The sequence below is a fragment of the Rhizobium sp. BK251 genome, from assembly GCF_004345245.1.
In the GTDB taxonomy this organism is placed as follows: domain Bacteria; phylum Pseudomonadota; class Alphaproteobacteria; order Rhizobiales; family Rhizobiaceae; genus Rhizobium.
On the sequence record NZ_SLUQ01000003.1, the window covers coordinates 39,096 to 61,150 of the forward strand.

Genomic DNA, 22,055 nt, shown 5'->3' on the forward strand with positions numbered 1-22,055 from the left:
TGGCAAGGTGAACGGTCCGACATCGGAAACGCAAGACACAAAGGGCACTGAAGTGGTGCTGTCGGTGCGCGACGTTACCGTCGGCTTCGGGTCCAAGATCGTTCTCGACAAGCTCAATCTGGACATCTACCGCGGCGAGATATTGGGTTTCGTCGGCGCGTCCGGAACGGGCAAGTCCGTGCTCATGCGCACGGTCCTGCGGCTCTTGCCGAGGCGTTCCGGCACGATCAAGATCCTCGGCGAGGACTATGACGAGCTGGACGAGCCGGCGCGCAATGCGCTCGACATGAGGCTCGGGGTACTCTTCCAGCAGGGTGCGCTGTTTTCTTCGCTCACCGTCATGGAAAACATCCAGGTCCCCATGCGCGAATATCTCGACCTGCCCCAGAAGCTGATGGACGAGCTCGCGCTCCTCAAGATCCGCATGGTCGGCCTCGCGTCAGACGCAGCGGATAAGTATCCCTCCGAGTTGTCTGGCGGCATGATCAAGCGCGCTGCTCTCGCAAGGGCGCTGGCGCTGGATCCGGACCTCGTTTTTCTCGACGAGCCGACTTCGGGTCTCGATCCGATTGGCGCGGCCGAGTTCGACGAGTTGATTGCACGGTTGCGCGACACTTTGGGCCTTACGGTCTATATGGTAACACACGACCTCGACAGTCTTTTTTCCGTCTGTGACCGTATTGCTGTGCTTGGACAGAAGCGGGTATTGGTGGAAGGGACGATCGACGACATGCTGGCCTCAAACGATCCCTGGGTGAAATCCTATTTTCGGGGAAAACGAGCCCGCTCCATCGTCAGGAATGAAGAGGATCACCACGAGGCAAGCCGACAGGCGGAAGATATCGGCGGGAACTGACCGGAATCATGGAAACCAAAGCCAACTACACGATCGTCGGATTTTTCACTGTTCTGGTGATCGCAGCCGCCTTCGGATTCGTCTACTGGATGGCGGAATACGGCCGAGGCGGCCCGTTGACCGAGCTCATCATCCGGATTCCGGGATCGGCAAACGGCCTGAGCGTCGGTTCGCCGGTGCGCTTCAACGGCATCCAGATCGGTTCGGTGCAGAACCTCTCGATCGACGCCAACGACCCTCGCTATACCCTTGCCTTCACCGAGGTGAGGGCGGATGCGCCGATCTACGAGTCGGCGCGCGCGGTGCTTGAAATCCAGGGCCTGACAGGGGCGGCCTACATCGAAATCTCCGGCGGCCGCATCGGCGAGGTGAACATCCTGCAGCGTGCCATAGCCGAAGGAAAGCGGCCCGTGATCGTCGCGGACCAATCGAGCGTGACGAACATCCTTGCGACGGCTGACAAGATACTCGAACGCGCCAATGACGCCGTCGAGCAGGTCGAGGCGTTCATCAAGGACGCGCGCGGACCACTTACGAACACGATCAAGAACGCCGAGACTTTCTCGAACGCGCTTGCGGCCAACTCGGGCAATATCGATGCCTTCCTGAAGAGCGTCGGGGCGCTTTCGGAGACGGTGCAGCGGGTTTCGGGTCGCCTCGACTCGACGCTTGCCGCCGTCGAGGACCTTGTGAAGGCGGTCGATGCGCAAAAGATCAATCACATCGTCAGCAATGCGGACAAGATCACGACCGATATAGCCAACGCCTCGGGCGACCTGAAGGGTGCGATCGAGCGCTTCGACCAGACGGCGGATACCTTCAACCAACTTGGCAAGGACGCAACGCGCTCGCTCGATCGCATTGACACGCTGATCGCACAGGTCGACCCGGCCAAGGTGAAAGAGACGGTCGACGGCATCACGGCGACGACCATCGATGCGCGCAGCGCCGTCGCGTCGATCAAGGATGTTGCAAACAGCATTGCCAATCGCCAGCCACAGATCGATCAGACCATCCAGGATGTTTCGCAGATGGCGGGCAAGCTGAACTCCGCATCGACGCGCGTGGACGGCATCCTGGTCAAGCTCGATTCACTGCTCGGCTCCGACAGCACGCAATCGTTGTTTGCCGAAGCGCGCCAGACACTGGAGTCTTTCAAGAAAGTGGCCGACAATCTGAACACTCGAATCGGCCCGATCGCGGATAATCTGCAGAAGTTTTCGGGCAGCGGTCTCGGAGACGTCCAGAGCCTTGTCAACGATGCGCGGCGTACCGTTGACAACCTGAACAACGCGATAAGCAATTTCGACCGGAATCCGCAGCGGCTCATCTTCGGTGGGGATACGGTGAAGCAATTTGACGGCCGCACACGGCGCTGAACTGGGATATCTGAGGGGAAAAGGACTTCATGGTCGAGTTGGTCGCGTTGCGCAGGTCAGGCGCCTTGGGTGCGGTTGTCGCCGTACCGTTGCTGGCAATCCTGCTGAGTGGATGCGGTTCAGCTCCCAAGAACGACACTTTCGACCTTTCGGCGAACGCGACGGCCGATGGTCCGTCGCTGCGTCGCAGGCAGATCCTCATTCCTCAGCCGACAGCCGTAAAGCCGCTCGACAGCGAGCAGATCGTCGTTCGTGTTTCGCCGACGGAAATCCAGTACCTTGCCAAATCGCAGTGGAGCGACGCCCTGCCGCGGATGGTGCAGTCGAAGCTCGTCGAGGCCTTTGAGAATTCCGGGAAACTGGGCGGTGTCGGCATGCCAGGGCAGGGCCTCGCGATCGATGAGCAGGTCGTCACGGACATCCGCTCCTTCGACATCGTCGCCACCAACGGCAGTTCGGCAGTCGTCGAGATATCCGTGAAGATACTCAACGACAGGAACGGCACCGTAAAGGCGCAGAACGTCTTCCGCAGGCAAGTGCCCGTAAGCGGCAGCGGCAGTGCCGCCTATGTCGGGGCACTGGACAGGGCCTTTGCCGCTGTTACCGCTGACATCGTCGGCTGGTCGCTCCGCTCGCTCTGAGCCAGAACGACCATCGACCGGAAAATCGAAGTTTTCCGGTCTATTATCAATATACTCTAATGTAATGGTGCATCGGGCTTAAGGCCCGGTCGCTGCGCGCCGGCGGGAGCTGCCGTGGGCATGGCGAAAGCAAAAAGGCCGCCCTTCTTGGGGGGCGGCCTTTCTTGACTTTCCCTGGCAATCGATCAGCTCAGGCGACCGGCCGCGTGGGCGAGCATGGTGTAGACCTTGCCCGTGTCCGACGTGAGGTAGGACTGCGTGATCGTCTTGTCGCGATCGGTCTTGGCAACGTCGGCCAGCAGCTTCTCGAAGTCGCCGATGTAGCGATCGACGGCGGTGCGGAATTCGGCCTCGCGCTCGTACTTGCGCTTGATCTCGTCGAATGTCTGCTGGCCCTTCAGCGTGTAAAGCCGGCGCGTGAAGACATCGCGCTCGCCGCGCTGATAGCGGCGCCACAGCTCGACAGACGCGTCATGGTCGATGGCGCGGGCGATGTCGACGGAGAGCGAGTTCAGCGACTCCACGACATGGCGCGGATTGCGGCTGTCATTGCTGCGGGCCGGGGCCGGCGCTGCGGGCTCCGGGGCGGGCCTTGCGGCCGGCTGGCGGTTCTCCGGCGCGTCAGGCACTTCGTCGCGCGAGGCGCCTCTCAGAAGGTCGCTGATCCAGCCGCCGGATTCCGAACGGGGCGGCGCGATCTCACCGGTGCGCGGCTGGCTCGGGGCCGGGCGCTGGGCCGCCGGAGAGATGCTCCCACGCAGGGCGGGCGGCTCCGATGGTTGCTGAGCTGCGCGCGGCTGGGGTGCCGGCTGGCTCGGGCGAGGGGCTGGCTGTGCGTCGGCGAGCGAGCGGGCGGCAGGCTCGGAGATCTCGAGGTGCTGCGTGGAGCGCCCGACGATCTGCGAGATATCCTGCAGGGCCTTGATCTGCTCGGCGACGGCACGGCGCATCGCCGCAGCACTTTCCTTTGCTTCTTCGGGAAGGTCGAACGCGCCGCGCTTCAGTTCCGTGCGCGTCATGTCGAGTTCCTTGCGGATATCGCCAGCGGCGCGGCGGATCTCTTCCGTCGCGCTGGAGAAGCGGCCGATTGCCTCTTCCACGGCGTGACGCAGCGATTCCCGCAGCTGCTGGGCGGCACTGTCGGAGGTCCGTCCGGCTTCACCCAGCATGCGTTCCACGTCCGAAAGCGAGGCGGTAAGGCCACCGCGAAGACGGTTGGCGAGGTCGCCGGAGCGGCGCTCGGCCTCGGCAAAGGCGCCATCCAGTGCCTTGCCCGCCTCTTCGCCTGCCTTTGCGACGGCGTCGCGCATCGTATTGGCAGCATCGGTTGCACGCTTCTCTGTGTCGCCCAGAACGCGGCCGATATCCGAGAAGGACGACTGGACGCTCTGGCGCAGTGCGCCGGCGATGTCGTTAGAACGCTGCTCGGCGCGGTCGAAGGCACCGTCCACCACGCCGGTCAGGCCGCGCATGGTAGTCTCGATCTCTTCGGAACGCTGCAACAGGCCGACGGCGAGGCTTTGAAGCGCAGTCTCGCGCTCCTCCAGCGTCGTGACGAGGTTGGACTGGGCGGCCGAGAGCAGCTGCGAGGCCTGTCCCAGAACCTTCGAGTGATCGTCGAAGCGTCCGATGATGCTGCCGACCTGCGCCAGGGTCTGGCCGGAAATATCCGACAGACGATCGACCTTGCCTTCGAGGAGCCGCGTCGAAGCCGAGACCATTTCGGCCGCCTTTGCGGCAGATTCGGTGAACCGGCCGGTCGTGGCACCCAGGCGGCTGTCGACCTCGGTCAGGTCTTCGGCGGCGCGGCCCATCATTGCGGCCATGGCCGAATTGTTCTCGGCCAGCCGCTCGATCAGGCTGTTGACGCTGGAAAGCAGGCTGTTTTCCATGACGGAGACGGTGTTGGCCGCGTTCTCCGCGCGTGCTGTGATCGCAGCGAGCGTCTCGTTGGTGCGCGAGGCGATGGCGCTGATGAGCGCGGCGTTCTCGCTGCGCAGGCGATCGGCACTTTCCTGAGTCGCTGCGGCAATGCGCTCGGCGGCCGCCTGGCCGGTCTCGGCGTAGCGGTCGATGACCGGAAGAGCCTTCTCCTCGATGATGCGCGACAGTTCCGCAGAGCGGCCCGCCAGCATGGAGTTGAGCTCGCGCGTGCGCTCGTCGAGAACGGTGCGGATGGAGGAGCCGCGGGCTTCCAACGCCTTGTCGACGTCGGCAAGCGTCGTGCCGATCTCACGGGCACGATCTTCGAGGTTGGTACGGATCGCGTTGCTGCGCTCCTCGAAGGCACGGTCGACGTCGGCCATGGTCGAGGTGATCGATTCCGTGCTGCCGGTGATGGTCGAGCGGATCGACGCGCCGCGTTCTTCCAGGGACCGCTCAGCGTCGGTCAGTGCCTGCGAGATCGCGCTTACCTGGTTGCTGACGAGACCCTCGGCCTCGGCGACCTTGTTGACGATTGCATTGCCCGCCTCCGAGAAGGTCTGAGCGACAGCGGCGGCCTGGCTTGCGAGGCGGTTCTGCGCCTCGGAAACCCGGCTGACGATCTGCTCCGAGCTCGTCCCGATGGTGCGGGTGAACTCGCCGCCCTTATTCTCGAGCTGGTCGGCGAATTGCTGGCCAGTGCGTTCCAGAAGCTCTGCGGTGCGCGCGGCCTCGCTGTCCATGCCCTGGGCGGCCTCGGCAACGGCGGTACGCAGCGTCGTGGCAAGGCTTGCGGCCTTTCCCTCTATCGTGCGGTTGACTGCATCGAGGCCGACGGTCAGTGCGCGGTCCATCGTCGACAGGCGCTCATCGAGACGCTGGCTGCCGGCGTCGATCGCCTGCGAGAGGTTCGCAGTGCGGCCTTCGAAGGTCTCTGCGAGACCCGCAGTGCGGTTCTCGATGGCGCTGGCAAAGTCGGCCGCACGGCTTTCGATCGTGTCGGCGAGGCTTGCGGCGCGAGTATCGATGATGCCGGTCATGCGTTCGGCTGCATCGCCGCTTGCCCGGTCGAAGCGGGAGATGCCGTCAGAGAAGGTCTCCGAAAGCCTGTTGCTTACGGCGTCCACCTGCTCGGCAACACCGCCGACGCCGTCGCCGATGCGGCTCTCGATTGCCGAAAGGCTGGCTTCGATGCGCGAGCCCGTTTCGGTGAAGCGGTTCGTCATGCCGTCGATGGACTGGTCCAGTCGAGCAGAGAAGGTTTCTGCCGAGCTCGATATTTCGCCGGCGGCTTCCTGGAAGCGGGCAGCGATATGCCCGGCACCGTCACCCAGGCGATCCTCCAGCAACTTCGTGCTGTTTTCGATCGTCTGGCGAAGGGAGACTTCACGCTCCTCGAGCGACATTTCCAGCATGCTCGCGCTCGTGGCGATCGAGGTGCCGATGCTGGTCGCATGGTCGGTCAGCGTGTCGTGGAGCTGCGAATGCGCGTCGCGAAGCGTCAGGTTGATCGCATTCGTGCGGTCGTCAAGCGTCTCGCGGATGCGATCATGCGCCGTGAACAGGCCTTCCTCGATCTTACTGACGCCGCCGCCGAGCGTATCCTCGATACGGCGGGTGGTGTCGGACAGCGCATCTTCGATCCGCAAGGCCGAACCGCTGATGAGGTTCTCGACCCGGTCGCCACCGGTGGCAAGCGTGGAGGCCAGCATTTCGGCATGCGTGCTGAGGGAGCGCTCGAAACGTTCCTGGTTGGCACTGTAGGCTTCGCGGATGGTATCTGCCTTCGAGCCGAAGGATTCCGCGATCCGCGCCTCCGCGCCGGCCACCGTCTCGATGATGGCGTCGGTGCGGGCCGAAAGGGCACCGTCAAAGCGACCCTGGCTGTCGTCGAGTGCAATGGCGAGCGCCATCGTCTTTTCGTCGAGCGTGTCGGAAAGACGCTCATGGCTGCCGACGACCGCATTGATGATCGTCTCCGAGCGGTTGGCAAGCGTCTGCTCGAAGCGCGACTGGCTGTCGGAGATCGCGTTGAACAGAGCGCCGGTGCGGTCGGTCAGGACGCCTTCGATCCGCTCGTGCGCGTTGCCGAAGGTCTCGGCGATCTCGCCTGCACGGGCCGAAAGCATCCGGCTCAGTTCGTCGGCGCGGCCGGTGAAGCTTGCCGTCAGTTCTTCGGTGCCGCTCGAAAGCGCGGACGAAATTCCTGATGTCGCTGCCCGCAGTGTGCCTGTGAATTCGCTAGAGCGTGCGGCGAGCGCATTGTTGAGCTCGGTCGCTCCGCCCGCAAGTGCAGAGGAGATCTCGGACTTCGCGGTCTGGAGCGCGGCGGTGAACTCGTTGGAGCGGGCCGCCAAAGTCTCGTTCAGTTCGCTCGTGCGCCCGGAAAGGGCACCGGAGATTTCCGACGTCGCGGCCTGCAGCGTCGAAGTGAATTCGCCGGAGCGAGCAGCGAGCGTGCCGGTGAGCGCGCTGGTGCCGCTCGTGAGTGCGGAGGAGATCTCCGCCGTCGCGTCGCGAAGCGCAGTGGTGAATTCTCCCGAATGCGTGGCGAGCGAGCTGTTGAGCTCGCTGGTGCCACCCGCAAGGGCGATGGAGATTTCGGACGTTGCGGAATGCAGCGCCGTGGTGAACTCGGAGGTGCGGGCCTGCATGGCGCCCGATATTTCGCTGACCTTGGTGCCGAGTGTATTTTCGAGAACCTCGTGTCCTGTATCGAGTGCAGTTGCGAGCGCAAGTGACTGTTCGGTAAGCGACGAACCAATGCGCTCAATGCTGGAATTCAGCATGTTGTCGAGCGTGTCGGACCCGCCTGCCAGGGTCTCGTTGATGCGCGCCAGGCTTTCCATGAGCTTGTTGTCCAGCGAGCCGGCGCGTCTGTCGAAGGCCGAAGTAAACTCGGCCACTCGCTCGTCGAATGCTGTTGAGATCTGGGCGACGGTCGACTGCAGCCGCTCCTCGAAGAAGCCGGAGCGCAGGTCGAGATCCATGATCGCGTCGTCCGCGGTCGACTGCAGGCTCTGGCGGAAGGAGGCACCGCGTTCGTCCAGCGCGTTGTTGAGCTTGGACAGCACGTCATCCAGCGTGCCGACGATGCCGCGCTGGCCGCCGGTAAGGCTCTCGTTGATTTCCCGCGTGCGGGCGACGAGCGTCTCGTTCAGCTGGCGCGCCCGTTCGTTGAGCGCGGCGTTGAGCTTCTCCGTCCCGGCGTCGAGCGTGGAGGCACGCGTCTCGAACTGGCTGAGGAGCTTTTCGCCATGCTCGGTCAGGCTTTCGGACAGCGTCTGAAGGCGTGTGTCGAATTCGGTCGCCAGCGCAAAGCCGGACGAGGTCAGCGTCTGGAGCAGCGAATCCGCCTTGGCGTCGAGCAGGGTGCCCAGCGACTGCGCTGCGGCATTCGACTTTTCCATCAGGGTCGCGGCGCGCGTGTCGATCATCGAGGCGAACGCCTCGCCGGAGGTCGCAAGGCGCACGGCGATCTCTTCCGTCGCGAGCGACAGGTCTTCCTTCAGCTGGTCGTGCACGCCGGCGATCGACGAGCGGATGCGCTCCGCATGATTGACGACGGATTCCCGCTCCGAGCCCAGTTCATGGACCAGGCTGCGAACCCGCAATTCGTTGTCGGCGTAGCTGCGCTCCAGCGCATTTACTTCGGAGTGGACCAGCGTCTCGAGCTCCGTCGCGCGGGCGATCGTGCGTTCGATACCTTCGTTCATCGCGGAGACTTCGCGACGCACGGCCTGGCCGACCGTCATGATGCGATCGGACGCGATGGTTTCCGGCTCGGCGAGGCGAAGCGCCAGCTCCGCCATGGAGCGGGCGGCATTCCGCATCTCGTGCGCACGGGCGATCATGATCGCGAAAGCGTAGAACAGCAGAACGGGGACCACGATGCCGATGGCGCCGGCGATCACGCCGGGCATCGCAGCAAGATCGGCGATGGAGCGGATCTGCCAGATCTGCGGCGAATAGAAGAGGGAGAGTAGTCCCGTTCCGGCGATGATCCAGAGTATCGAGACGATGGTGGCATTGCGCACGGCAGGCTTGACCGGCGCGGTGTCCAGGGATTTCAGAATGGCGGCGGGGCTCGCCCGGCTGGCGTCATTCGCCGGGGCGAGTGACGGTGCCTTGGGGGCCTGCTCGGCCGCCCGGTTTGCGGGCGCCGTCCGCGCCTTGCGGGCAGTCTCTTCCTTTGGCTGCTTGGCGCGTGGCGCTGCTGCCGGAGGCGCTTTCGCCTCAGGGGCGTCAGGCGTCCGACCGGGCGGACGAGACTCCACCCCTTCATTGCTGAAATCGATCTGCAGCGCTTCGTCCAGTGCCCTGAACGCCTTGTCCTCGATCGACTCGCTCTGCTTGTTGTTCGCCATACGGTTACGCCTCGTTACTTTATTGTCTGGCCTGTCGCGCGTTTCCGGATTTCCGCCGCCTTCCGGAAAAAGCCGTGATTGCCTCTCCTGATCGCCGCCCCGAAAGATCCGGGCCGGATTTACCATGACATTTCAGAGTGGATAGCCGCTTTTTCAAACGGATGGTATCAAAACATTACCACTATCCACCGACCGGGCAAAGAGACACAGCATTAACCCGATATACCGGTATCGTAGTGACACATTCGGGTACGGTACACAATTAACTACCCCTTTCGAAAGCGGCTCCGTTAAGGGTTTGTTAACATCTTTCAGTGCCGGAGAGGGCTGAAAAACCAATATATTAGCGCCATTTAGGATCTGTTAACCATACCGCGAGATTTCAGTCGTGAATGGGCCCCAGTTTAACGCCATTGCCATCGCGGCGCCGCAAGCATGCGGCAGGCTCAGAATATAGCGAGGGGAGATTTGGCGCATGGCAGCAGTGAATGTCGCATTCGACGCTCCGGACAACGCAAGGGGGCCGTGTCCCTCGAATGCGCGTCCTATCGACCTTGTGCACCTTGCCAAGCAGACGATGGGTGACAAGGCGCTGGAAATGGAAGTTCTTCAGATATTTGCCCGGCAGGCCCGTGCCTGCCTGCAGGAGATAGCAAGCGGCGACGCCGAGAAGATGAAGGCTGCCGCTCATCTGCTCAAGGGCGCAGCGCGAGCAGTCGGTGCCTTCAAGGCAGCCGACGCCGCAAGCGCGCTCGAGGAGGCCACCAAGGCCGATGCAGCTGCCATCGCAGCAGTCGGCGCGGCCGTCATAGAGGCCGAGAACTTCGTCCTCAAGCTATGCCGCTGAACGCGGCGTCTCACGCAGGAACATAAGCTGCCGTTTCTTCGCTGTCTCATAGCGGGACAGCGAAGAAGTGGCATATGGTTGCAGGCGCACGCTGCCGGCCAGCGGGCGGTGCGTTGCGGCCGTGCGCTCAGTGCGGCGCTGCAAATGTTGACTGGCTTTCGGATTTGTTGGAAGACACCGGTAAACCTTCTCGTCCACGAATACCGGAAATCAGCCATATGACCAAACTGACCATCGTTGCTTTCGACGGCACGCGCTTCGACATCGAGGCTGCGAACGGCTCGACCGTGATGGAAAACGCAGTCCGCAACTCCGTGCCGGGCATCGAGGCCGAGTGTGGCGGCGCATGCGCCTGCGCCACCTGTCACGTCTATGTCGACGGCGAATGGGCTGACCGGGTCGGTCCGCCGGAACCGATGGAAGAGGATATGCTGGACTTCGCCTTCGACGTGCGCCCGAGCTCCCGCCTTTCCTGTCAGATCAAGGTGACGCCGGCCCTCGACGGGCTGGTCGTCCATGTTCCGGAGCGGCAGGCCTAGGGATCTAGGAGGCCGTGGGAAGGGCTCCAAAAAATGGCCTCGCTCGTCGAACCCGATGAGCGAGGCGAGGCGGGCGCACTACCTGCGGGAGAGGGAGGAAACACCCGCGGCTTCGGAATGCGCCAGGAGAACCCAGGAAGGAAAGTTCGATGAAATTCAACAATCACCTAACTTTCGAATGTTCTCATATTAAGTGATTCCATCGCCGATTGCCAGAACGAGAAATGATCGATCATTGACTGGGGTGTGCATAAGCCTCGTGCAAGCTTCGATCCCGGGAGGCCGAGAAACGTCGTCCTACTTTTCGCGGGCGATGGCTTTCAGACGGTAGGTCAACAGCCGCGTCATGCGACTTTCGAAGTTGACGGCCTCGACACGATCGAACCGTGCCTGCTCGCGGTCGTGCGCTTCCATCAGTTCCGTGGACTTCTGCGCCACCTTGGCCTGCATCAGAGCGCAGTTCTTTTGCGGGGGCAGGGATCGGAGCGCTCGCTCCATGTCGCGGGCGCTCATGCGGGCAATCTCGGCATGGCGTTCCTCATGGCGCTTGATGTCGCTCGAGAGGGTATCCCAGATCAACGAAAGGTCCTTGTCAGCGCGGCGCCTGTTGCTCCAGCGAGGCAGGATGAGTTGTGCACTGACGGTGACGCGGACAGCGCCAACGCGGCAGCGGCCATCCTTCTGCACATAGGTCACATTGCCGCCGAAGCGGATCTTCGTGGCGCCGGGATGATGCCCGCTCGCGGTTGTGGTCGTGGGGCCGTGCTTGGTCAGCGCTGCGTCCAGTTCACCGGCCGTGTTTCCGCGAATGTAGAAATACGAATAGGACTTCTGCGCAAGCACTTCGGACATCGCCGAACCCGACGTGCCGAACACAAGCAAAAGGGCAATCGGAACTCGGACATATCGCGATAGCGAGAACATTTCGTCGTGCCAACAGGTTGAACTTCCGCGAACCTTGCGGCATAGGCGGGGCGAGCGCAATATTGCCTGCTGATTTTTTTCATTTTCCAAGGAGGTGTCCGTGACTAGACCTGCCGACATTTCCTGGCATGTCGCGCACGGGCGCAAGCTGGAGCTCGGGCCGCGTGCCGCGATCATGGCGATCGTCAATGTCACTCCGGACTCCTTTTCCGACGGCGGCCGCTACGAGGACGTCGATGCGGCCGTCGAACACGCGCTTGCCTGTATTTCTGATGGCGCCGAGATCGTCGACATAGGCGGGGAATCGACGCGGCCGGGAGCGGAGTCGGTCAGCGCCGCGGAGGAACAGGGCCGCGTACTGCCGGTCATCGAGGCGTTGCGGGGAAGGACCGAGGCGCTGATCTCCATTGATACCTTTCGTGCCGAGACGGCATGGCTCGCCGTCGGCGCGGGCGCCCATATCGTCAACGACGTCTTCGGCCTGCAGCGCGAGCCCGACATTGCTACCGTCGCCGCCGAAACCGGTGCCGGGCTTTGCATCATGCATACCGGCCGCGACCGGCAGAAGCTTCCCGACGTAATCGACGACCAGTTCCTCTTTCTACGCAAATCGCTCGAAACCGCTGAAGCGGCAGGCGTGCGAATCGAAAACATCGTGATCGATCCGGGCTTCGGCTTTGCCAAGGATACGGGGGAGAACCTGGAACTCATGACCCGCTTCGGCGAGCTCGCGAGCCTGGGACTGCCGCTTGTGGCCGGAACCTCGCGAAAGCGCTTCGTTGGCGCGGTCAGCGGGCGCGAAGCCTCCGAACGGGATGCCGCGACGGCGGCCACGAGCGCAATATTGCGGCTTCAGGGTGCAGCGGTTTTCCGGGTGCACGATGTCGCAATCAACAGGGACGCGCTGGCAGTTGCCGATGCTATCCTTGCGGTGCGCGAACGCCTCGAGCTGGGAGAAAAACCATGAGCAGCAACTATACGATCACCTTGCAGAACTGCGCGTTCTTCGCCCGGCATGGCGTTCACGACGAAGAGGAATTCCTGGGACAGCGCTTCTTCGTCGATGCCGAACTCGATGTCGTCTCGCATGGTGCCCTGGAGACTGATTCCATTGGCGATACAGTCAATTACGGGATTGCCTTCACAGTCATCGAGGAGATTGTCACAGGCCGCCGCCGCTATCTCATCGAGGCGCTTGCGCTTGACGTCGCCAAGGGGCTCTGTGCGCGGTTCCCGCAAATAAAACGCGCCAAGATAACGGTCAGGAAGCCGAACGCGCCTGTGCCGGGCGTTCTCGATCATGTGCAGGTGAGCGTTGAGCATTTTGCCTGAGAGCAGATGGGAACGCGCTACCCTGGGGCTAGGTGGCAATATCGGCGAGCCGGCGCACGCCATGGCGCTGGCATTGCGGGAGCTGGAGGGCCGGGACGACTGCCGGGTCGCTGCGGTATCGCGCCTCTACAAGACGCCGCCTTGGGGCAAGATCGATCAATCCTTCTTCTTCAACGCCTGCGCGGCCGTGGACACAAGGCTCACGCCGGAAGCGCTGCTCGACCTTTGCCTTGACATCGAACGGCGAATGAAGCGCGAGCGCATCGAGCGCTGGGGGCCGAGGACGCTGGACATCGACATCCTGACCTTCGGCAACGTCGTGCAGGAGGCGCCGCGGCTGGAAATACCGCATCCCAGGATGATCGAGCGGGCGTTCGTGCTGATGCCGCTGGCGGATATCGCCCCGCATCTGGAGGTCTCAGGAAAGACGATCGCCGGATGGCTCGAGGCCATCGATACGACAGGAATAGAAGTCGCCGATGGCGACACGAAATGGTGGCAACGCTACTGATTTGTCGCCAATGAAGTGCCGGCGGCTAACGAAACGCGTGTCGCCGGCTCGCTTCAGGCTTCCATCGCTATTCGATCGAGCCGACCGCCATTTCGTCGACCTGGCGCTTCAGCGTGAGACCGATGACCGGGATCATCTGGTCTTCCACCTTGACCGAGATCGTGACGTTCATGTCCTTGTCGTTGTTCACGCGGGCGATCATCGCGCCATTGAGCTTGGCCCGGTTGATGCCGACGACGACCGTATCGTCGTTGACCGTGCCGGAAACGATGTCCAGGCCCTTGCCGGCCGCACCATCGAGGAAACGGCCCTTGTAGGAGTTGCCGACCTGGGCGATCACCGCCGACATCGGCTGCTTGAAAACGCCGACCCGGCAGGTGCCGTCGAGCTTGATGCCGGCGCTTTGGTCCAGCATCGGTTCGCCGATCAGGTTGCAGCTGAATTTCGTGCCCTTGTATTTACCGGCCACGATCTCACCGGGACCTTTCCAGGTTCCGGCGACGGATTGGAAGAAGGCCTTGTCGCGGGAGGCCGCGTTTGCCTTGGGGGATACATCCACCAGGGTGCAGACAGCCGCGGCGGCCAAGCCGCAAACATAGAGAAACTTGCGCGAGTACATGGGCTTTCCTTGGCGAAACGCATCGAAAACTGGGGCAAAGTTTTGCCGAATATTGGTTAACGACTGGTTTCCAAGGTCGCGAAAACAGGGCCTGACGCAAGGGAATGCAGGCATTCAAGATCTGCGCTGGCTCCGATAAACCACGGGAAAACATCCACCTTTTCCGTGAGGCGCTGGAGCGTCATATTAATCATCCGAATCCTTCGTGGATCGCGGGGTAGCGGCCCGTCCGGCGATGCCGGGACTCAGGTCGCCGATGAAGTCGCCAATTCCGGGGCGTTTCAGGCCATTGAAGGGCAAGGGCCGGCACAGATCCATCGCGGCGATTCCAATGCGCGCGGTCATCAGCCCATTGATGACCCCTTCGCCGAGTCGCGCCGAAAGCTTCGATGCCAGTCCATGCCCGAGCACCTGCTGGACGAGGCTGTCGCCGGCGGCAATCGAGCCGGTGACGGCGAGGTGGGCGAGCACGTCGCGCATGAGACGGAGCATGCCGAGCGTTCCCGGCCTTCCGCCATAGAGCTCCGCTATCGCGCGAATGAGCCGGAAGGCCTCGTAGAGGACGTAGAGGAGATCGACGAGCGCGCGCGGGCTGACGGCGGTCACGATCGAAACGCGTTTCGAGGCGCCCAGTATCAGACCACGGGCCTGCCGGTCGAGCGGCGCCAGCAACTCGCGCTCGGCGAGTGCCACCAGATGAGGCGGGTCGATGATTTCGCCCTCGGTCGCCTTGAGGGCGGCGCGACCCCTGGCCGTTTCTGGCTTGGACGACAGGAGCGTGGAAAGCCGGTGAACCAGGCTGCGTGCCCTGGCGGGGCGTGTCTCCAGAACCGCCGCCTCGGCTTCCGCCTTGATCGACTGGACCGCCGCAAGCCGCATGATGCCGGCGGTTTCACGGATGATGACGGCAATGACCGCGAGAACACCGATTGCGAGAACCGTCAGCGCCGCGTAGCCCAGCCAGTCCGTGCGGGCAAAGAGATCACGGATGAGGCGGTCGATCCAAAGCCCCATCGCCAGCGAAAACAGGATGCCGAAGGCGCCAAAGGCGATCCGGGCAAAGGAAAAGCCCCGCCGCCTCGACACGGCAATCGGCGGCTCGCCGTCCGATCCGAGGGATTGCGGCCCGATGAAGGGATCTTGCTCGTCCGGCGTAAGCGTCACTTCACCTTCGAAGCTCTGCGGCTTGCGACGCGAGGGCTTGGACCCTGCGGCCTTGGATGCCTGCCCGTCATCAGCACCCATCTCAAGGGAGAAGGCTGCGGGGCGGCGGGGCTGGTTCAGGTCTTCATTGCTCCCGGTCATGCAAGGCGATCCCCGAACAGAAACTGCATGGCCCGGTCGAGCCGTATGTGCGGCACCGACAGGGTGATTCCTCCGCCCGTATCCTCGAGGGGAGGCGGGCGGAAGCGAACGACATTCACCTCCGGCAGGTGGACGTTCTCGGGGTGGTTTTCAAGCGCTTCGAACAGGGATTGCGGGTTTTCGGGCAGGTCACCCGGAAAGATCGCGGTCTTGCGGATGCCGTCGAAGCGCTCGTTGCCGATGGTCTCGCCCTCCATGGGCGTGCCGACAATGACGGGAAGCGTGTGCCCGTCGCGCTGCACGCTGGCCTCACGCGTTGAGCGGACGGAGGCGAGCGCCATCACGTCAATCCCAGCGCCGGCCATGCCGATGCGCTGGATAGCCCGCTCGACGAGCCTGCGCGTAAGCGTCTCCAGCCGGTCGTGGCTCTCATGGTGGAGATGGTCGGCTTTCGTCGCCGCCACCAGTACCCGGTCGATGCGGCGACCGAGAAGGGACGAGAACAAGGAATTGGTTCCCGGGCGGAAGCACGCAAGCACATCGGTCAGGGCGCGCTCGAGATCCTGCACGGCTTCCGGGCCGCGATTGAGTGCCTGGAGCGCGTCGACGAGCACGATCTGCCTGTCGAGCCGCGCAAAGTGCTCGCGGAAGAACGGCTTCACGACGACCGACTTGTAGGCCTCGTAGCGTCGTTCCATCATCGCGCGCAAGGAGCCACGCGGCGCCCTTGTCCCGGGAATGCCCATCAAGGGCGCAAAGGTAAGCGCGGGTGAGCCCTCAAGGTCGCCGGGCAGGAGGAAGCGGCCGGGAGGCAGCGTCGAAAGGGACCGCTCGTCGGATTTGCACGCCTTCAGGTAGTCGGCAAAGGCGGTGCTCAGCTTGCGCGTCAGCATTTCGTCGGCCGGCGCGTCGACATCGACGGAGCTCGTAAGCGCAAGCCAATCCTGCGACAGCCGGTGCCTGGTCCCGGTTTTTGCAAGGGCGAGCGTTTCCTCGCTGAACGTGCGGTAATCCTTGGCAAGCAGGGGCAGGTCGAGCAGCCACTCTCCGGGATAGTCGACGATATCGATCGAAAGGCGTCCTGCGGAAAAGAGCCGGTTCCAGCCGCTTGCGCTCTGATATTCCAGCGTCAGGCGCAGTTCCGATATGGCGCGGGTCGAATCGGGCCATATGCGCTCCTTCACGAGCGCCCGGATATGATCCTCGTATTGAAAACGCGGGACGGCATCATCGGGCTGCGGTTCGAGGCGGGCCGACGATATGCGGCCGGAACGCGCGGGCTCAAACAGCGGCAGGCGCCCGCCATGCAGCAGGTTATGCACGAGCGAGGAAATAAAGACGGTCTTGCCGGATCGCGAAAGGCCGGTAACCCCCAGGCGGATCGTCGGATTGACGAGGCCGGTGGCGCGGGCGGCCAGGCTGTCGAGGGCGATCAGGGCGTCGTCGGTAAAGGAGGTCAGGCTTGGCGGCAAAGCGGGATCCCAGCTGAAAAGTCCCCGGCAATATAGGAATGCAATTCGGTCGTGGAAAGAAGCGCTTGCCGGGAACCATCCCCGGCTAGCGTCGTTATTCGACGATTAAATCGGCAAGGACCCAGCCAGTGCCGGCTGAACCATCGACATATTCGACGACCGCGAGCCCGCCCGTTGGAAATCCGTTCGGCAGTGCGCCGCTAAGCGCGTCGTGTCCGATCAGCGCCTCGAGCGCGTGTTCCATGGTCGGATTATGTCCGATGAGCATGATCGATTCAGGTGTGCCCTGGGATTGGACGATTTCGAGATAGACATCGACCGGAGCGTTGTAGAGTTCGTCCACGAATCGAAAGTCGACGGAGGATCCCATGGCGCGGCGAACGGCGTCCGCAGTCTGGCGGCATCGAACCGCCGTCGAGCTGATGACCACCTCGGGACGGTAGCCTTTGTCGGCGGCCCTGTCTGCAACGAGTTCGGCCTCGGCATAGCCGTTTTCGTTGAGGGAACGGTCGAAATCGCGTTCTCCGGGCTGGGCCCATCCTGCCTCCGCATGCCGCAGAAGATAAATCCGGTGTGGCGGAGGCGAGATGTCTACCATAGAGCGAGTTCCGAGGATGAAACAGGTCATTCACTAGCTTCTTTGTCGCAGATCCGTCAACCGCGCCTTGCGCCTCCTTCGCGCAATGGAGCGGCAAGCAGCTTTGTCCTTCCCACGTGGCAGCCGAAGTTACGATGTCTAATAAGTGATGAAAAAATAGACCTTTAGCCGAATTTTATGACAGATTTAAAAATCTGTTTACCTATCGTATTTGGCTTGAATCAATACCGACGGTTGGGATATACACCCGGCCATGTGAGATGTTCTTCAGGAGAATCGCGTTGAGTGAGAAGATCGATCTTAGCAGTTACGTTCCCTCGGAAGAGGAGGAGTTCATGAACGTAAACCAGCGAGCATACTTCAGGGCCAAACTGGTCGCCTGGAAAAATGATATCCTTAGAGAAGCGCGCGAAACGCTGGACCACCTGGCCGAGGAAAGCGCAAACCACCCCGATCTGGCAGACAGAGCATCCTCCGAAACCGACAGGGCAATTGAGCTCAGAGCGCGCGATCGTCAGCGCAAGCTTATCTCCAAGATCGATGCGGCGCTGCAGCGCATCGACGACGGCACCTACGGCTATTGCGAGGAAACCGGTGAGCCGATCGGCCTGAAGCGGCTGGACGCAAGACCGATCGCTACGCTCTCGATCGAGGCGCAGGAGCGCCACGAGCGTCGCGAAAAGGTCTATCGGGACGAATAGCAGAATCTATCGAAGATCGAAAATATCAGAGGTGCAACGAGCAGTCGTTGCACCTCTTTGCTTTTGGGCGATCAGGTTTCCCCTTATGCGACCAGGCGTCGTCCGGACGAGCTATTTGTCCCGGTTGACGCTCATCTCGCCGAAGATGCGAGCGACTTCCTTCTGGAGGGCTGCGTCCGAGCCGGTCATCGGCGCCATCTCGGGGTCGCGTCGCTGCATCTGGCCGGGCTGGGCCGGTCGCGATGCGGGGGCAGCACCCGGCAGTATGCGCTCGGCGGTCAGGTTGCTCGACATTTCCGCCTCAAGAACGCGTTGGAAGTCGTTGCCCAACTCCTTCGGCTGGGGTGCCGGCGCGACAGGTGGCACACGCTCGGCGATAACCGGGGGCGTTTGCGGCGTCGCGGGCTCCGGGCTGCGGGGCGGCTGCGCAGTTTGCAGTGGTCGCTCGGGCTGGGGCGGCAATACGCGCTGGCGGGCGACCTCGAGAACCTCGGCCGCCTGCGACGCCTGCGCTTCGACGGCGACAGGGCGCTCCGGCGCGCGGGCCTGTACGGGCTCGCGCACGGCGGGAGCCACCGGTCTCACCGGCGTTTCGGGTGCGGATACCGCTACCGGCGCGACGACCGGCTGCGGGCGGTCGCGGATCGGCTCTATCGGCGCGCTGGCAACAAAGGTTTCATCGGGCTCGGACGGACGGGCGACGGGTGCCGGGCGAGGGGGAGCCGGAGCTTCCGCGCGTGCGACAGGCACAACCGACATTTCTGGCGCGGCCGGTGCGCGAAGGGCATCGCTTGCGGTAGGCTCAGCAGTCGATATCCGGCTTTCGATGACGATATCCGTCGGCCCTCCGATCATGATCAGATGCTCGACATCGTCGCGGCGCAGCAGGACCAGCCGCCTGCGCGCATCAACGGCGGCGGCATCCAGAACCTGGAGGCGCGGCTGCCTGTTCTTGCCGCCGCGCACGAAGGGCGACGGGGCGCGGCTACGCAGAATCCAGAGCACGGCGATGAGGCAGAGAAGCGCAATGCCAACCCCACCGGCGGCAATGAAAAGCCGGCTCCCATAGGCCGCAACGAGTTCGTCAAGCATCTTTCGATCGCTCCATTTGTCTCAACCACCGCGACAAGACGACTTTTCATCCGCTTAGGCAAGAGAGAGCTTCACTTTGTCCAAGGCGGCCTGATCGGGCGTCATCCTCGCCTGATTTCGCAATCCCCGCAGGCGTGAGGCGCAGCACCTTGTTACCCACATGCAAAATTGGCGCTGTTCTCTGTGAATTCAAGCGGCCTTTATGGGCGGCTGGCGGCTTGTGGCGCTTTTGGCCGCTGCTGCAAATTGCTAAGAAGGTTGCAAGGTTCCGATTCCTGGCCGAAGCCCGCGATGGAACGGCACCGCAATGCGAGGGATGCATGACGAAACTGCGCCAGTCCGACGACTACAATGTACCGCTGGTCGACCGGGGCGTTCGTTCAGGAACAGCCTTGCGCATCATCCTGCTGGCGATCGTGCTGATTGCGGTTGCGGTCGCCTTCGTCGTCTTCAAGAATTCGCTCGACAACGAGATGGTGCTGGGCGTTCTCGGCATTCTCGCCATGGTCGGCATCTTCTTCCTGGTCTCCTCGGTGATCGGCTTCGTCGAGGTCATGCCGCAAACGCAGTCCGATAGCCTGGCGCGCTCCTTTCTCAACACCCATCCCGACGGAACGCTGATCACCGACGAGAAGGGCCGCGTCATCTATGCCAACGCAGCCTATGGCGAGTTGACGGGTGCCACCAAGGCGATGGAAGTGCAGACGCTCGAAACGCTGCTTTCGCGCCACCGTGAGTCCAATGAGGCGCTCTATCGGCTGGTCAACGGGTTGCGAGAGGGGCGGGAGGGCCGCGAGGAGTTCCGGCTGCTGCGGCCGCTCGGGCCTGTCGGGAGCAGCGGATCGGGTGCGCACTGGTACCGGCTGAAGGCGCGTGTCCTTTCATCGGAGCAGCGCAGGGAAAGCCTTTTCATCTGGCAGATCACCGACATCACCTCCGAGCGCGACGACCAGGAGCGCTTTTTCAAGGAACTGCAGAACGCGATCGACTATCTCGATCATGCGCCGGCGGGTTTCTTCTCGGCCGGACGGCGGGGCGAGATATTCTATCTCAATGCGACGCTGGCCGAATGGCTTGGCCTCGATCTCACGAAATTCGTTCCGGGCTCGATGATGATCGGCGATCTCGTGGCGGGCGAGGGGCTGGCTCTGATTCAGTCCGTGCAGGCCGAACCCGGCCTCAAGAAGACTGTTTCTCTCGATCTCGACCTGCGCCAATGGAACGGGCAAAGCCTGCCGGTGCGCATCGTCCACAGCGTCACATCAATGCGTGACGGCGCGCCGGGCGAAAGCCGCACCATCGTGCTTGCCCGCCAGAAGGGCGATGACGCTGATCAGTCCGCTTCCGCCGCCTCGATGCGCTTCACGCGCTTCTTCAACAATACGCCGATGGCGATTGCCTCCGTCGACGGCGACGGCCGCATCCTGAAGACAAATGCGCCATTCCTCAAGCTTTTCGCGGACGTAGTCTCCCGCGACGATGTCGAGCGCGGCACGCTGCTCGAAACCATTGTTCACGAGGCTGATCGTTCCCGTGTGCGGGAGGCGCTTGCCGAGGCGAAGGACCGGCAGGGCGATATTCCGCCGATCGATTCCCGCAATCCGCGGGACGAGACCCGGCACTTCCGCTTCTACGTGAATGCCGTGATCGACCAGAGCGACGAGGCACCGGAGGAGGCGGCGATCGTCTATGCCGTCGAGGTGACCGAGCAGAAGGCGCTCGAGACGCAGATGGCGCAGACGCAGAAGCTGAATGCCGTCGGCACCCTTGCCGGTGGCATCGCGCATGACTTCAACAACGTGCTGACAGCGATCCTGCTCTCCTCCGACCACCTGCTGCTGCAGGCGCGCCCGGCGGATGCGAGCTTTGCCGACCTGATGGAAATCAAGCGCAACGCCAACCGTGCCGCCGTGCTGGTTCGCCAGCTTCTCGCCTTTTCGCGCAAGCAGACGATGCGGCCCGCCATCCTGAACCTGACCGACGTTGTCGGCGACCTGCGGATGCTGGTCGACAGGCTGCTTTCCGGAACCAACGTACGCCTCGACGTCGAATACGGGCGCGATCTCTGGCCAGTAAAGACGGACCTCTCGCAATTCGAGCAGGTGCTCATCAACCTGTGCGTCAACGCGCGTGATGCGATGCCGCAGGGCGGAAAGCTCACCATCCGCACGCGGAACCTGCCGGCCGGTGACGTTGCCGCCTTCAACTATGCCGACCTACCGCATGAGGACATGGTGCTGATCGAGGTTGCCGACAGCGGCACGGGCATCGCGCCGGAGATTATGGACAAGATCTTCGAGCCGTTCTTCACCACGAAGGAAGTGGGCAAGGGCACCGGTCTGGGGCTTGCCATGGTCTATGGCATCGTCAAGCAGTCCGGCGGCTATATCCATCCGGAATCGGAGGTCGGTTCGGGCACGACGTTTCGCATCTTCCTGCCGCGGCACATCGTCGAGGCATCCGCTGCAACGGAGAGCAACGGCTACCAGGTCGAGGGCGTACCCATGTCGGCGGACGCTGCCCCACAAGTCGTGGTCGCCGCCGAGCCCGCCGATCTTACCGGCAAGTCTGCGGTCGTTCTGCTCGTGGAAGACGAGGAGGCGGTTCGCCGGGGCGGAAAGCGCATGCTCGAGACGCGCGGGTATACCGTCCACGAGGCGGGCTCCGGTGTCGAGGCGCTCGAGATCATGGACGAACTGGACGGCAAGGTCGACATCGTCGTTTCCGACGTCGTCATGCCGGAAATGGATGGGCCGTCGCTGCTGACGGAACTGCGGAAGAAATATCCGGACATGAAGTTCATCTTCGTGTCCGGCTATGCCGAGGATGCGTTTGCCCGCAATCTCCCGGCCGACGCCAAGTTCGGCTTCCTTCCTAAACCCTTCTCGCTGAAGCAGCTCGCGGTCGCCGTTCGAGAGACGCTCGACAACTGATCGGTATCGAGCGTCA

17 protein-coding genes are annotated in these 22,055 nt (G+C 62.8%); 10 read left to right on the forward strand and 7 right to left on the reverse strand.

What is annotated here, in order from left to right; all coding sequences use genetic code 11:
• Nucleotides 1-7 precede the first annotated feature (7 nt).
• The 3 genes from EV286_RS07270 to EV286_RS07280 are packed head-to-tail and all read left to right on the forward strand — an operon-like array spanning nucleotide 8 to nucleotide 2,876.
• Nucleotides 8-856, forward strand: coding sequence for an ABC transporter ATP-binding protein (locus tag EV286_RS07270; protein WP_132956370.1), 849 nt, complete (start codon nucleotides 8-10; stop codon nucleotides 854-856).
• 8 nt (nucleotides 857-864) lie between these two features.
• Nucleotides 865-2,235, forward strand: a complete 1,371-nt coding sequence (locus EV286_RS07275; RefSeq protein WP_132956371.1) for an MlaD family protein — start codon at nucleotides 865-867, stop codon at nucleotides 2,233-2,235.
• Nucleotides 2,236-2,264: 29 nt separating this feature from the next.
• Entirely contained in the window at nucleotides 2,265-2,876 is a 612-nt protein-coding gene (locus tag EV286_RS07280) for an ABC-type transport auxiliary lipoprotein family protein (protein WP_132956372.1), read from the forward strand.
• Between the two features lie 185 nt (nucleotides 2,877-3,061).
• Here the strand turns inward: EV286_RS07280 and EV286_RS07285 are convergent, their stop codons facing one another.
• Nucleotides 3,062-9,166: a hypothetical protein gene (locus EV286_RS07285; protein ID WP_132956373.1), complete on the reverse strand. Its 6,105-nt coding sequence runs from the start codon at nucleotides 9,164-9,166 to the stop codon at nucleotides 3,062-3,064.
• Nucleotides 9,167-9,641: 475 nt separating this feature from the next.
• Between EV286_RS07285 and EV286_RS07290 the strand changes: the two genes are divergently transcribed.
• Together EV286_RS07290 and EV286_RS07295 are read left to right on the forward strand one after the other, a co-directional pair.
• Nucleotides 9,642-10,013: an Hpt domain-containing protein gene (locus EV286_RS07290; RefSeq protein ID WP_132956374.1), complete on the forward strand. Its 372-nt coding sequence runs from the start codon at nucleotides 9,642-9,644 to the stop codon at nucleotides 10,011-10,013.
• Between the two features lie 218 nt (nucleotides 10,014-10,231).
• Nucleotides 10,232-10,552, forward strand: coding sequence for a 2Fe-2S iron-sulfur cluster-binding protein (locus EV286_RS07295; protein ID WP_132956375.1), 321 nt, complete (start codon nucleotides 10,232-10,234; stop codon nucleotides 10,550-10,552).
• A 297-nt stretch (nucleotides 10,553-10,849) separates the two neighbouring features.
• On the opposite strand, the gene EV286_RS07300 is transcribed toward EV286_RS07295, so the two are convergent.
• A complete protein-coding gene (locus EV286_RS07300; RefSeq protein WP_132956376.1) occupies nucleotides 10,850-11,476 on the reverse strand; it encodes a DUF922 domain-containing protein in 627 nt (208 codons plus the stop codon).
• Nucleotides 11,477-11,576: 100 nt separating this feature from the next.
• Between EV286_RS07300 and folP the strand changes: the two genes are divergently transcribed.
• Genes folP through folK form a run of 3 tightly spaced genes read left to right on the forward strand, consistent with a single transcriptional unit; the run spans nucleotide 11,577 to nucleotide 13,319 of the window.
• On the forward strand, nucleotides 11,577-12,443 hold the full coding sequence (gene folP, locus EV286_RS07305; RefSeq protein ID WP_245500644.1) for a dihydropteroate synthase: 867 nt from the start codon (nucleotides 11,577-11,579) through the stop codon (nucleotides 12,441-12,443).
• Complete coding sequence (gene folB, locus EV286_RS07310; protein WP_132956377.1) at nucleotides 12,440-12,808, forward strand: dihydroneopterin aldolase; 369 nt, start codon at nucleotides 12,440-12,442, stop codon at nucleotides 12,806-12,808. The genes folP and folB overlap by 4 nt, the downstream gene beginning before the upstream one ends.
• On the forward strand, nucleotides 12,801-13,319 hold the full coding sequence (gene folK, locus EV286_RS07315; protein ID WP_132956872.1) for a 2-amino-4-hydroxy-6-hydroxymethyldihydropteridine diphosphokinase: 519 nt from the start codon (nucleotides 12,801-12,803) through the stop codon (nucleotides 13,317-13,319). The genes folB and folK overlap by 8 nt, the downstream gene beginning before the upstream one ends.
• Nucleotides 13,320-13,386: 67 nt before the next feature.
• On the opposite strand, the gene EV286_RS07320 is transcribed toward folK, so the two are convergent.
• From EV286_RS07320 to EV286_RS07335, 4 genes are all read right to left on the reverse strand, one after another.
• Nucleotides 13,387-13,938 (reverse strand): hypothetical protein, encoded by a 552-nt coding sequence (locus EV286_RS07320; protein ID WP_132956378.1) that lies wholly within the window; start codon nucleotides 13,936-13,938, stop codon nucleotides 13,387-13,389.
• 186 nt (nucleotides 13,939-14,124) lie between these two features.
• Nucleotides 14,125-15,183: a TIGR01620 family protein gene (locus EV286_RS07325; RefSeq protein ID WP_245500661.1), complete on the reverse strand. Its 1,059-nt coding sequence runs from the start codon at nucleotides 15,181-15,183 to the stop codon at nucleotides 14,125-14,127.
• Nucleotides 15,184-15,239: 56 nt separating this feature from the next.
• Nucleotides 15,240-16,715 carry a YcjX family protein gene (locus EV286_RS07330; protein ID WP_132956380.1) on the reverse strand — a complete coding sequence of 492 codons (1,476 nt, stop codon included), beginning with the start codon at nucleotides 16,713-16,715 and terminating at the stop codon, nucleotides 15,240-15,242.
• A 94-nt stretch (nucleotides 16,716-16,809) separates the two neighbouring features.
• Nucleotides 16,810-17,313 (reverse strand): histidine phosphatase family protein, encoded by a 504-nt coding sequence (locus EV286_RS07335; RefSeq protein WP_132956381.1) that lies wholly within the window; start codon nucleotides 17,311-17,313, stop codon nucleotides 16,810-16,812.
• A 281-nt stretch (nucleotides 17,314-17,594) separates the two neighbouring features.
• Between EV286_RS07335 and dksA the strand changes: the two genes are divergently transcribed.
• Entirely contained in the window at nucleotides 17,595-18,014 is a 420-nt protein-coding gene (gene dksA / locus EV286_RS07340) for an RNA polymerase-binding protein DksA (protein ID WP_132956382.1), read from the forward strand.
• A gap of 111 nt (nucleotides 18,015-18,125) precedes the next feature.
• Here dksA and EV286_RS07345 read toward each other — a convergent pair whose 3' ends face one another.
• Nucleotides 18,126-19,106: a flagellar biosynthetic protein FliO gene (locus EV286_RS07345; RefSeq protein ID WP_132956383.1), complete on the reverse strand. Its 981-nt coding sequence runs from the start codon at nucleotides 19,104-19,106 to the stop codon at nucleotides 18,126-18,128.
• A 320-nt stretch (nucleotides 19,107-19,426) separates the two neighbouring features.
• On the opposite strand from EV286_RS07345, the gene EV286_RS07350 reads away from it, so the two are divergent.
• The gene (locus EV286_RS07350; protein WP_132956384.1) at nucleotides 19,427-22,039 is read left to right on the forward strand and encodes a response regulator; all 2,613 of its coding nucleotides are present in this window, start codon (nucleotides 19,427-19,429) and stop codon (nucleotides 22,037-22,039) included.
• Nucleotides 22,040-22,055: the final 16 nt, after the last annotated feature.

Coding starts and splice junctions, on each gene's coding strand:
- EV286_RS07285 (WP_132956373.1), bottom strand. CDS start 9,166: ATGGCGAACAACAAGCAGAGCGAGTCGATCGAGGACAAGGCGTTCAGG.
- EV286_RS07290 (WP_132956374.1), top strand. CDS start 9,642: ATGGCAGCAGTGAATGTCGCATTCGACGCTCCGGACAACGCAAGGGGG.
- EV286_RS07325 (WP_245500661.1), bottom strand. CDS start 15,183: ATGGGTGCTGATGACGGGCAGGCATCCAAGGCCGCAGGGTCCAAGCCC.
- EV286_RS07345 (WP_132956383.1), bottom strand. CDS start 19,106: ATGCTTGACGAACTCGTTGCGGCCTATGGGAGCCGGCTTTTCATTGCC.
- EV286_RS07295 (WP_132956375.1), top strand. CDS start 10,232: ATGACCAAACTGACCATCGTTGCTTTCGACGGCACGCGCTTCGACATC.
- folB (WP_132956377.1), top strand. CDS start 12,440: ATGAGCAGCAACTATACGATCACCTTGCAGAACTGCGCGTTCTTCGCC.
- EV286_RS07280 (WP_132956372.1), top strand. CDS start 2,265: ATGGTCGAGTTGGTCGCGTTGCGCAGGTCAGGCGCCTTGGGTGCGGTT.
- EV286_RS07320 (WP_132956378.1), bottom strand. CDS start 13,938: ATGTACTCGCGCAAGTTTCTCTATGTTTGCGGCTTGGCCGCCGCGGCT.
- EV286_RS07335 (WP_132956381.1), bottom strand. CDS start 17,313: ATGGTAGACATCTCGCCTCCGCCACACCGGATTTATCTTCTGCGGCAT.
- EV286_RS07275 (WP_132956371.1), top strand. CDS start 865: ATGGAAACCAAAGCCAACTACACGATCGTCGGATTTTTCACTGTTCTG.
- EV286_RS07300 (WP_132956376.1), bottom strand. CDS start 11,476: ATGTTCTCGCTATCGCGATATGTCCGAGTTCCGATTGCCCTTTTGCTT.
- EV286_RS07350 (WP_132956384.1), top strand. CDS start 19,427: ATGACGAAACTGCGCCAGTCCGACGACTACAATGTACCGCTGGTCGAC.